16 protein-coding genes are annotated in these 10223 nt (G+C 45.0%); 15 read left to right on the top strand and 1 reads right to left on the bottom strand.

Annotated elements, in window-relative coordinates:
• The coding region (locus tag FD02_RS04390; protein WP_056950794.1) for a hypothetical protein at nt 1-396 on the top strand (396 nt) is incomplete at its 5' end.
• A gap of 92 nt (nt 397-488) precedes the next feature.
• Here FD02_RS04390 and FD02_RS04385 read toward each other — a convergent pair.
• Nucleotides 489-698: a CsbD family protein gene (locus FD02_RS04385; protein WP_054722661.1), complete on the bottom strand. Its 210-nt coding sequence runs from the start codon at nt 696-698 to the stop codon at nt 489-491.
• A gap of 82 nt (nt 699-780) precedes the next feature.
• On the opposite strand from FD02_RS04385, the gene FD02_RS04380 reads away from it, so the two are divergent.
• The 14 genes from FD02_RS04380 (at nt 781) to FD02_RS04320 (ending at nt 10220) form a co-directional block, all read left to right on the top strand.
• A complete protein-coding gene (locus FD02_RS04380) occupies nt 781-1035 on the top strand; it encodes a hypothetical protein (RefSeq protein ID WP_056950791.1) in 255 nt (84 codons plus the stop codon).
• 23 nt (nt 1036-1058) lie between these two features.
• Entirely contained in the window at nt 1059-2207 is a 1149-nt protein-coding gene (locus tag FD02_RS04375; protein WP_054722663.1) for a hypothetical protein, read from the top strand.
• A complete protein-coding gene (locus FD02_RS04370; protein WP_054722665.1) occupies nt 2200-2526 on the top strand; it encodes a thioredoxin domain-containing protein in 327 nt (108 codons plus the stop codon). The genes FD02_RS04375 and FD02_RS04370 overlap by 8 nt, the downstream gene beginning before the upstream one ends.
• A 3-nt stretch (nt 2527-2529) precedes the next feature.
• A complete protein-coding gene (locus FD02_RS04365; RefSeq protein WP_056950788.1) occupies nt 2530-3024 on the top strand; it encodes an HNH endonuclease in 495 nt (164 codons plus the stop codon).
• Between the two features lie 135 nt (nt 3025-3159).
• Nucleotides 3160-3627 (top strand): phage terminase small subunit P27 family, encoded by a 468-nt coding sequence (locus FD02_RS04360; protein WP_054722667.1) that lies wholly within the window; start codon nt 3160-3162, stop codon nt 3625-3627.
• Nucleotides 3614-5503: a terminase TerL endonuclease subunit gene (locus tag FD02_RS04355; RefSeq protein WP_056950807.1), complete on the top strand. Its 1890-nt coding sequence runs from the start codon at nt 3614-3616 to the stop codon at nt 5501-5503. Before FD02_RS04360 ends, FD02_RS04355 begins: the two co-directional genes overlap by 14 nt.
• Nucleotides 5503-5676: a hypothetical protein gene (locus FD02_RS11350; protein WP_175265159.1), complete on the top strand. Its 174-nt coding sequence runs from the start codon at nt 5503-5505 to the stop codon at nt 5674-5676. The genes FD02_RS04355 and FD02_RS11350 overlap by 1 nt, the downstream gene beginning before the upstream one ends.
• A gap of 6 nt (nt 5677-5682) precedes the next feature.
• Nucleotides 5683-6834: a phage portal protein gene (locus FD02_RS04350; RefSeq protein ID WP_056950786.1), complete on the top strand. Its 1152-nt coding sequence runs from the start codon at nt 5683-5685 to the stop codon at nt 6832-6834.
• On the top strand, nt 6831-7517 hold the full coding sequence (locus tag FD02_RS04345; RefSeq protein WP_056950783.1) for a head maturation protease, ClpP-related: 687 nt from the start codon (nt 6831-6833) through the stop codon (nt 7515-7517). Before FD02_RS04350 ends, FD02_RS04345 begins: the two co-directional genes overlap by 4 nt.
• Nucleotides 7517-8692, top strand: a complete 1176-nt coding sequence (locus FD02_RS04340; protein ID WP_054722673.1) for a phage major capsid protein — start codon at nt 7517-7519, stop codon at nt 8690-8692. Before FD02_RS04345 ends, FD02_RS04340 begins: the two co-directional genes overlap by 1 nt.
• A gap of 71 nt (nt 8693-8763) precedes the next feature.
• Nucleotides 8764-9096, top strand: coding sequence for a head-tail connector protein (locus tag FD02_RS04335; RefSeq protein WP_054722675.1), 333 nt, complete (start codon nt 8764-8766; stop codon nt 9094-9096).
• Nucleotides 9089-9430: a phage head closure protein gene (locus FD02_RS04330; RefSeq protein WP_054722677.1), complete on the top strand. Its 342-nt coding sequence runs from the start codon at nt 9089-9091 to the stop codon at nt 9428-9430. Before FD02_RS04335 ends, FD02_RS04330 begins: the two co-directional genes overlap by 8 nt.
• Before the next feature lie 2 nt (nt 9431-9432).
• Nucleotides 9433-9849 (top strand): HK97-gp10 family putative phage morphogenesis protein, encoded by a 417-nt coding sequence (locus tag FD02_RS04325; protein ID WP_054722679.1) that lies wholly within the window; start codon nt 9433-9435, stop codon nt 9847-9849.
• On the top strand, nt 9849-10220 hold the full coding sequence (locus FD02_RS04320) for a DUF806 family protein (protein WP_056950780.1): 372 nt from the start codon (nt 9849-9851) through the stop codon (nt 10218-10220). Before FD02_RS04325 ends, FD02_RS04320 begins: the two co-directional genes overlap by 1 nt.
• Nucleotides 10221-10223 lie beyond the last annotated feature (3 nt).

Raw genomic sequence — 10223 nt, 5'->3', positions numbered from 1 at the left:
ATGTCTAAAACCGGAAACAAAATAATTTCTATGCAATCTACTGTTATTAATAATAGAGATAGTGGATCGGATAATGCTTATTATGAAGAATATGGGGCGATTAATATGTCCTCTGGAAAGACCGCAGCAGAACAAAAAACAGATGATTTAGAGAAAAACGTGGACTATCTGATAAGCCATATTAACGAATTGCACAGAGAAACAACGCAATCTATCAATAATTTAGAAACCAACTTGGAGAAAGATTTTAAAGACAAGACGGAATCCCTTCCTACAAAGGATTGGGTCGAGAATACTTTTACAACCAAAATTATAAAGATATTGTGTTGGGTGATGGTAACCGGTCTTACAATAGCATCCACAATAGTGTCAATAGTTCTGCATTTTTGGAAGTAAATCGTAAGAACCTATTTAACGCTTAGCACTCCGCCAAACGGTGAGGTGCTATTTTTGTGCAAACAAATAGCCGGCAAATGCCGGCCAAGAGATTAATCTTTATTGAACTTTTCTTTTACATCATCAACGGTATCTTTAACGGCATCTTTGGCATCGTCTAATTTTTCTTTTGCTTTGCCAAGTACGCCTTCAGCCTTACCTTGTGCTTCACGGGCCTTATCACCAGTAACTTTACCTTCAACTTCTTTAGCTTTACCGGAGATTTTGTCCTTAGTGCTATCAACTTTACCATCTAAGCTCATAGATATTACCTCCTTTTGGTATACCATCATTGTCCTATATTTGGAGTTATATTGCAAACAACCTATTTTTGGAGGCGAGGACTTGAAACTGTATTTAGTGACGTATGAAACCGGAGACGCCGATCCATGGGAAGGCGGATCCGAAGAGGTTGACGTTGTATTTGCAACCACGGATAAAGTTAAGCTAGATGATTATGTATCTTCTAGGAATGTCAGCCCCGAAGATGTGGTCGAGATGGAGCTTGATAAGGACTATTGGGATGATGACAGCTCAGACACGTGCGTGGCCTCGTGGTGGGAAGAAGGGCCGTGTTATGACGACCCAATGGACATCTAATTTAAATTTTAGGAGGCGAGTAGATGCAGTGGACAGATGAACAGATCGGTGACATTAGGAAGCTCGCCTCCGAAGGATTTACCAGACGTGAGGCGGCCGACAAACTCGGTATCAGCTATGACGCAGTCCAGAAGAAATCGCGGCGGCTGGGAATTGAGTTTCAATCACCCATGCTAAATGAATATGACTCAGACGGCACGCAATCCAGTGAAACTATCCTAAAGGTCGTCAGAGGTCATAAAATGACGCCTAGAGAGGTTTTAGAAGCTCACGGGTATGATTACACCAAGTGGGAGCTTCTACGCGCTACAAGCAATTTCTGGAAGCAGACGCCGGAAGCAACGCTGTATCAAAGCAAGATTCAAATCAGGCCGTTGGTTGAAGCTGAACAATACGAATCATTGATGAATGACATCATCACACACAAGGAGCCGTACCAAGCCAAGGCTCCTATTTTTGTACCATCAGAACGATATCTTGTCATTCCCGCATTTGACACGCACTTCAACGGTCACACGTTTGATGTCTATGCTGAATCTCTCAAACGGCAGCTAGAGATCATCCAACGCGGCCACTACGCCAAAGTATTGCTCATTCTGGGCGGTGATCTAGCTCATGTGGATAATATCAACTCAACCACAGCAAAAGGCACACAGCTCGAAACAACAGACTTAGGCGAGACTGTGAATGAAATGGAGCAATACTTTGAGACACTGATTGAAGCAATCATTAAGAACACCAATGAGTGTGAGGTCATGTATTGCGCCGGGAATCATGATCCGTCAGTTGGATATATGTTCGCACGTCTATTGAAACGCGCATACAGCAACCAGCCTAACATCACTTGGGACATATCATTGAAGCATTACAAAGGCACAATGTTAGGCCACAACTTCATCGGTGCAACTCATGGTGATAAGGGCAAGAACAACTACCTTGCGAAGTATCTTGATGAGTTTGGCTTCATGCTAGGCACAGCGCAGAACCGCGAATTGTTTACGGGGCATCTGCATTCAGAGATGAGCAAAGACCTAGGCGGATTCGTTCAGCGTCAAGTATCGACACGCAAGCCAACCGACCAATGGACTGATGATATTGGTGTGGTTGCTCACAAGACGTTCGAGCTGGTCGAATACAGCGATCATGATACGAGGGCGATCTACTATGTCTAATGCGATGAAGCGAGTCGGTTACGGATATGTAAGCCACACAGAGCAAGCAATTATTGAGAAACTATCGAGGGAAGAAAAACGTATGCACGCGATCATTTATACCAAACCAAACTGTGCCAAGTGTCGCATGACGGTAAACCTGCTATCGCACACTATGCCAGTACAAACCATCGCAGCAGACGCAGACGACTACGATCGGTTCCGCAAGCTAGGCTATCGATCAATGCCAGTCGTAACAGTCTACAAAGCAGACGGCACACAGGACGAATGGTGCGACTTACAAGTTGAGAATATCAAACAATACACGGAGGCAATTTAGCACATGCGTGTGAAGGTATGCCGCAAGACTGGATGCAATAATGCAATCCCTTATAGCCAAGAGAATCCGTACTGCGCTATGCACGCATCCCTGTATAAGCCTAACCATGCTGATGTCACAAAGCACGTTAAACGTGACACATCATACTATGACAAGTACAAGCGCGATAAAGAGTCTGCTGCATTCTACAAGTCTAAGATATGGGAACACACCGCACGCGATGTTAAAGCTCATGCCTACTTCACGTGTGCAGTATGTGGCAGAACGTATGATAAGCCTGGCTATCTAGTCACTGATCACATCGTGCCTTTGAGGATTGACAGAAGCAAGTGCTTAGATCATGACAACCTATGGGTGCTGTGCAAGGGATGCCACTATTGGAAGACACAGCTTGAGGAAAAAATATACACATCACAGTCCAGAATTGAAAATATTGACGTTTCAACCAAGTGGACACGCAGCAAAATTTCTGAATGGGTACTTGCTCACAAAAAATAGGGGGGCCCTATGTTGTTTAAGGGGAACCTCACACACCAGTGTCCAGTCAACACGAGGCCATTTTTTGAAAATTTCGACTTTTGAGACTTAAATCCCTAAACGATGGCATTTCAGCACAGAAAGGAGGCACGTTTTTTGCCAGAAAATCATCCAAATTTAACAATTTTACATGTTGGTTCCTCTGATGATCAGTCCAACAGTGACGACGACATGAAAGATATCCAAAACACGCCTCCCGTTCACCTAGATGATGAAGCTAGCCGTTTATGGAAAACACTTGTTCCGGAAATCAAGAAGCTCGGTTACCTGAAAAAGATTGACCAGCCCAGCCTCGAGCTATATTGCCGTTATTACTCGCTTTACATTAAGTCTGAGCAGCTAATCGAAAAACAAGGGCTTTGGATTTATGACAACGACGATGTTGCGGTGAAGCGCTCTCCGGGAGCTGTTCAAATGGACTCTTGTGTGAAGAATATGAAGTCGTTAGGGCATGATTTAGGACTTACGTTTGACTCTGGATTACGTCAGATAACTGTCGAAGAACCGGAAAAGCCTAAGAAAGACAGTCCATTGAAGGAGGTTGGTTTTGGTGCAGACGTTTGATTTTACTGGTGTAACTGATATTCGCGGATACGTAAAGCCGCACCAATCTGACTACCAAGGGCTGCTGGATAACTATCACGATCCAGGAACAAGATACGCTTATGACGTTATGTTCAGCAATAAATACATGACTGGCAGAGATGTTCAGCTGGCATGTATTAGGCACTTGAATGATTTATTGCGAATTGGCGATGGTGATTTTCCCTATCAATACAGCCCGGACATGGTGAATGCAATTGAATATTTTTCACGCTTGTTGCCCAATCCAGAAGACACGTCAAAAACAATTCAGCCATTCAAATGGCAATCGTTTATTCTTGATAGCTTGATTGGCTGGCGCACCCTAGACAACGGCACTCGATTCACAACCTCTAATATTTCTATTGCTCGGCAGCAAGGAAAAACTTGGCTAGCATCAATTCTAATCAACTTTTATTACTTTGTAGTCTGCTGGAATGCGACATCACAAGACTTGCTGGTGGCCAGTTACGATAATGAACATGCAACCAAGCTGTTCAATGACGTGTCTTTGCAGGCAAAGACAATTTTATCCCTACCGGACTTTGCAGATGATGCTAGAGACCGCGGTGTGGAAGCTCAAACCACGCAAGTTATTGCAAAAAACACTAAGAATACGATCCGAAAAGGTACATCACAAGGTGGTGGCTTTGATAGTTTCCACAATGCAATCGCTGTTTATGATGAAATTGGCAACTTAAGGCCGTCCTTGAATGAGACCTTAAAGCAGATTACATCCGGGCAAAATGGCATTAAGAACAGAATGTTTGTCAAGATTTCAACAGCTTACCCTGATATCAAGGTTAAGTTTAAGAATGATGAAGATGTAACTAGGGCTGCCATTGAGCATGACGCCGTTCGAGACGCTGACAACGTATTCCAAGTAATTTATTCTCAGGACTCGGAGAATGAGGTATTTGAACCAGAAACATGGGCAAAATCAAATCCTAATCTGCTTGAGCTGCCTAAAAACAAACGTGATAACCTTCAAAAGGCTCTTAATCAAGATCGCAACGATAACGAACGAGAAGGAACGCTGGAAACATTCGTAAATAAGTCACTAAATCTGTGGAGCCGGCGATTTCAAAACAGCTATTTGTCACTGGACAACATTCAGCGCAGCATTATTGACCGTTTCGATGTGAATGGACGTGATGTTTTTATCGGTTTTGACGGGTCACAGACAAATGATAATACGTCTTTTGGCTTCATTTACCCGTACACTGATCATGACAAACACATGTTTCATGTTCAGCAACACAGCTTCATTCCATTCGCACAGGCAAAAACCATTGAAGCCAAGTCGAAACAGGACGGATTAGATTACCTTAAACTGCAAGATGAAGGATTCGTTGACATCACCAATCTTGCATCAGGAGTAATCAACACCGATCAGGTTTACCAGTGGCTGGTTGATTATGTTAATCAGCATCGGCTCAAAGTAAAGTTCATTATTGCTGATCCAAACCATGGTGAATGGCTCGAAAAGAAACTAGAGAATTATCAACCGCAGTGGCAATGGTTTCCTTTGCCTCCTACCTCGTTCAAGCTGAATGAGCCTACTAAGGACTTTCAGAATCTGTTTATTAATGGCAATATTTCAATGCTGAACGATCCGTTGCTGATTGATGGGCTGAACAATGCTGTACTGGTAGAAGACCGCGGCGGTTCAGTCAAGATTGACCGTCAAAACCGCACCAACGATCACATCGATACGACTGATGCGCTTATTAATGCCCACGCGCAAGCAAAGTTCTATTTTGAAAACTACCACGATGAGGGATATAACCCGCTGAATGATTTGGACGCACAGGGAAAACGTGACTTTTTCAAGGCAATGTTTGGAGGTGGTAAATAATGGCAAAGATTATTAGCAATTTATTTAGCAATTGGGGCACAGTGATGCTGTTCGTCATTGGCTTAGCACTGATTGTAGTGGCAGCATTCACCTTTAATGTTGTTATTGGTTATCTAGTCTCGGGCTTTGAGCTGTGCTTGTCTGCCTATATTATGGACAAAGAAAGGGGGTGAAGCTAAATGGGACTTCTAACCCCTAAAAATTTCAACAAACGTAAAGCAAAAAACATGGTTTATCCAAGCAATCCTGCGTTTTTCACGACCACGGTTGGCGGTATGCAACTTTCTTATGTTTCGGCGCTATCTGCTTTGCAAAACACTAATGTCTATAGCGTGATCAACCGTATTGCTAGCGATGTTGCCTCGGCACACTTCAAAACTGAAAATACTGCAACATTGAACCGACTTGAGAGCCCTAGCGGCTTGATAGGCCGGTTTTCTTTTTGGCAAGGTGCGTTGATGCAGTTGTGCTTGTCGGGCAACGACTATATCCCGTTAGTTGGGCCAAACTTGGAGCATATTCCTAACTCTGATGTCCAGATTAACTACTTGCCAGGCAATACAGGCATCGTATATACGGTTTTAGAGAGCAATGATCGTCCCCAAATGGTGCTTAGACAGGACCAAATGCTTCATTTTAGGCTCATGCCAGACCCACAATATCGGTATTTGATTGGCCGATCGCCTTTAGAGAGCTTGCAAAACGCCCTTAATTTGGACGATAAAGCCTCAAAAAGCAACATGAGCGCTATGGAAAATCAGATTAATCCTGCTGGACAGCTCAAAATCAGCAACTATTTAAGCGATGGTAAAGACCTAGAAGCCGCCCGTGAAGAGTTTGAGAAAGCCAATACTGGTGATAACTCTGGTCGCCTGATGGTTTTACCAGATGGGTTCGATTACACCCAGCTTGAAATGAAGACGGATGTATTTAAGGCCTTGGCTGACAATTCAGCATACTCTGCTGATCAAATCTCCAAGGCCTTTGGTGTACCTAGCGATATTTTGGGTGGCGGCACTTCAACTGAAAGCCAACATTCCAACATTGACCAAATCAAGGCAACATATCTGGCAAACTTAAACTCCTATGTAAATCCAATCGTGGATGAGTTGCGTTTGAAGATGAACGCGCCTGACCTCGAATTGGATATCAAAGATATGTTGGATGTTGACGACTCAATACTGATTAACCAGTTATCAAATCTTGCAAAGGCTGGTTTGGTGGGAGTGGATCAGGCGCAATCCATGCTCAAGGGATCGAAATTTTTCCCCAATAACTTGCCTGATTTCAAACCGCTTACCAGCTCAACGAAGGGAGGTGATGACAAGTGATTATTCCGGTTAAAGGCTACATTACAAGCAACGACTATGCGCCAATCTATCGTGATTTGTTCGGAATTACGGTTGTATCGCCGTCAGATGTTGTTGATAAGCTGCCCGACGATGGTTCTGATGTCACACTTGAGATTGCCTCCGATGGTGGCGAGGTAGATCCAGCAACGGAAATTTGTAATGCCTTGCGCGCATACTCAGGCAATGTGACAGCGAAGGTTGTGTCTAACGCATACTCAGCTGCGACTATTGTTGCTATGGGTGCTAATAAGGTTCAGATGGCGCCGGGTGCGAAGATGATGATCCACCGAGCATCAAGCGACGCTAGTGGAAACGTCAACGATATCAATAAGGCTTCTGGCATGCTGCAAACAACAGACAATGCGATTGCTGACTTGTACGCAACTAAGACAGGTAAGCCTGCCAATGATTTTATTGAGCTAATGGATTCTGAAACATGGCTTACTGCCGATCAGGCAATTGAGCTCGGTCTTGCAGATGAAAAACTAGATTTCGATGCGCCGATTGTAAATGCGGTAGGTCCGATTATTCCACATAAAGCGGTTCAACGCATCAAGGATTTGAAGGACGAAAACGACAAGTTACGTAGTCAACTTCCAAAGCAGAACAATCTGCTAAACAAGAAGCTGGCTATTTTTTATGACAAAAAGGAGGTCCAATAATGGACAAATTACAAACGCTTTTTAATGAAGTTAGCGCCAAGTGTGCCGATCTCAATGCTCAGCTCAACGCAAAATTGCAAGATGAAAATGCATCTGTGGATGATTTTCAAAAGATTAAGGACGACCTCACCGCTGCAAAGGCACGCCGGGACGCTATTAACGCTCAGATTAAGGATTTGGAAGCAGAAAAAGCATTAGAACCAAAGACTGAGCCCAAAGATGACGGCAGCAAGAAAGGCACTGACCTGTCTAAGAAGCCAATCGATGCGAAGAAGAAGGCTATCAACGACTTCATCCATAGTCATGGCAAGGTGGTTGATGCTGCAGCCGGTCACGTCACTTCGACAGAAGCAGGCGTGCTGATTCCGGAAGAAATCATCTATGACCCTACCGCAGAAGTAAATTCAGTTGTGGATTTGTCCACCTTGGTTACCAAGACGCCGGTTACTACTCCTAAGGGCACATACCCGATTTTGAAACGGGCAACCGATCGCTTTTCTAGCGTGGCAGAATTGGCCGAAAATCCCACACTTGCTGAGCCTGAATTTGAACAGGTGGACTGGTCTGTTGACACGTACCGTGGCGCAATTCCTCTGTCTGAAGAAGCTATTGCTGATTCTAAAGTTGATCTTACCGCACTTGTTGGCCAGTCCATTAACGAGAAGTCTGTCAATACCTACAACGCGATGATTGCGCCTGTATTGCAGTCGTTCACGGCCAAGGCTACCACCACAGACACTTTGGTAGACGATCTCAAGCATATTCTGAATGTTGACTTGGACCCAGCGTACAGTCGTGCATTGGTTGTTACTCAATCCCTGTTCAATACGCTGGATACCTTAAAGGACAAGAACGGGCGTTACTTGCTTCATAATGCGTCTGACTCTATCACCGACGGCACCGCAAAGGGCTCTGTCTTGGGCGTCCCAGTATATGTTGTTGGCGATACGCTACTTGGCTCGGCCGCAGGGGATCAGAAGGCATTTGTCGGTGACTTAAAGCGCGGTGTTCTGTTTGCAGATCGTCAGCAGGTTACGTTGGCATGGGAAGAGAGCAAGATTTATGGCCGTTATCTCGGTGCCGCATTCCGCTTCGGCGTACAAAAAGCCGATAGCAATGCCGGCTATTTTGTAACCAACACAGATACTGCATCTGGTTCCGGTACTGGTAAGTAATACGATCGTTAGTCGCCTAAGAAATAAACAATTCGTCGATATGACGGGCGGCTATTAAGGGAGGGCTGAATATGGCAGATGGTCAAGGGGTTACCCCGGAAGACATGCAAAAATATCTTAATCTTGACGCCGATGGCGATGCTTCAATTCTTGTCGATATGATCAGTACCGCAGAGGATGCAGTTACTGGGGCCATTGACGACACGATTGGGATTGATGTTTATAGGGCATATCCGTTGTTTAATCAAGCGGTGCGGGTACTTGTTGACTACATGTATTATTCACGCGGTGCCCTATCAGATCAAAACAAAGCCTATCCGCCCAGCTACGCATACATGATCAACAGCATTCGCTGGAAAATCCAGCGTGACCAAGACGCAAAGGTCGGTGAGACGGATGGTTAGTTTTAAGTCGGCCGATTTTAGCCGAACGGTTGAGCTAGGCAAGCCGCAATCGCACAGGACTGGTGCCGGGGTAAACATTTCTAGCTTCGTGCCGGTGTATAGCCTGCATTTCAAGCAACAGAAGCGGACGCTCACACAGCAGTACACGCTTGTGGGAACACGCTTGGATAACTCCATTACCATCATTACACGGCATGACGCCCGCAACGTTGTGCAGAAGCAGGCACGCCTTGATGGCATCGTGTATGACATTTCGGACATTAGCCCGGATGATTCAAATGACGCCATTCGCTATGACTACCTGACCTTAGTCAAGACGACCAAGGGAGCATAGCCATGTACTTTAACGAAGCACTGGATCAGTGGCAAAAGCAGGTCACCGAAGCCGCTAAGCTGACGGCTAAACAGCAGGAGAAAATCACAAAGGCTGGAGCCGACGTTCTGGCGGAGAAACTGACAGAAACCACCAAGGCAAAGCACCCAAACACAAAGGGGCCCGGCGGCGAGTACGGGCACTTAACCGATGACATTGCCAGTGCTACTGGTGATGTTGATGGCAGACATGATGGTAAGTCGGTTGTAGGGTTCACCAAAAAGGAGTTTGTAGCCAGATTTTTGAACGATGGCACTAAATACATTCGCGGTGACCACTTTGTTGATAACGCCCGCGATGATGCTAAAGACGCCGTGTGTGAAGCTGAGGCGGCGGAGTATAAAAAGATAATTAGCAAACTGAATGGAGGCGGTGATTGATGGCGGCAGTAGATGATGCGGTTGCTTTGATTAGCGCCGCTTCTTTAGTTGGCATAGATGAAGTTTATGGCAACAACTTACCCAAAGAGGCTGCGGATAGTCTGGGCAAGACAGTGGTGTTGGTGACTGATACTGCCAATAATCCTTCTGGATATGGAAACAACGACTTCTGGCGATTAGCTCAAGAGATTGAAGTACAAATCTGGTACTCACAAGATTTTGCCGACGACCCAGAGGCGCTTGAAGTAACGCTAATGAAGGCGTTTGTTCACGCTGGTTGGAAAGTCGCGGCAGTACGTCAGCGAACGTTAGATCCTGACACACAGCAACTGATGAACACATTTTATTTTTCACGTGAAAAGAATATTTAGGAG

Origin of the sequence: Lacticaseibacillus nasuensis JCM 17158, from assembly GCF_001434705.1 — a bacterium.
Taxonomy (GTDB): domain Bacteria; phylum Bacillota; class Bacilli; order Lactobacillales; family Lactobacillaceae; genus Lacticaseibacillus; species Lacticaseibacillus nasuensis.
Note: the sequence above shows the minus strand (reverse complement) of the source record. Positions and strands in the feature narration are given on the sequence as shown.

Bases quoted from the DNA above. Each gene is read 5' to 3' on its own strand.
- FD02_RS04385 (WP_054722661.1), bottom strand. From the start codon at position 698: ATGAGCTTAGATGGTAAAGTTGATAGCACTAAGGACAAAATCTCCGGT.
- FD02_RS04375 (WP_054722663.1), top strand. From the start codon at position 1,059: ATGCAGTGGACAGATGAACAGATCGGTGACATTAGGAAGCTCGCCTCC.
- FD02_RS04370 (WP_054722665.1), top strand. From the start codon at position 2,200: ATGTCTAATGCGATGAAGCGAGTCGGTTACGGATATGTAAGCCACACA.
- FD02_RS04365 (WP_056950788.1), top strand. From the start codon at position 2,530: ATGCGTGTGAAGGTATGCCGCAAGACTGGATGCAATAATGCAATCCCT.
- FD02_RS11350 (WP_175265159.1), top strand. From the start codon at position 5,503: ATGGCAAAGATTATTAGCAATTTATTTAGCAATTGGGGCACAGTGATG.
- FD02_RS04350 (WP_056950786.1), top strand. From the start codon at position 5,683: ATGGGACTTCTAACCCCTAAAAATTTCAACAAACGTAAAGCAAAAAAC.
- FD02_RS04340 (WP_054722673.1), top strand. From the start codon at position 7,517: ATGGACAAATTACAAACGCTTTTTAATGAAGTTAGCGCCAAGTGTGCC.
- FD02_RS04335 (WP_054722675.1), top strand. From the start codon at position 8,764: ATGGCAGATGGTCAAGGGGTTACCCCGGAAGACATGCAAAAATATCTT.
- FD02_RS04330 (WP_054722677.1), top strand. From the start codon at position 9,089: ATGGTTAGTTTTAAGTCGGCCGATTTTAGCCGAACGGTTGAGCTAGGC.
- FD02_RS04325 (WP_054722679.1), top strand. From the start codon at position 9,433: ATGTACTTTAACGAAGCACTGGATCAGTGGCAAAAGCAGGTCACCGAA.
- FD02_RS04320 (WP_056950780.1), top strand. From the start codon at position 9,849: ATGGCGGCAGTAGATGATGCGGTTGCTTTGATTAGCGCCGCTTCTTTA.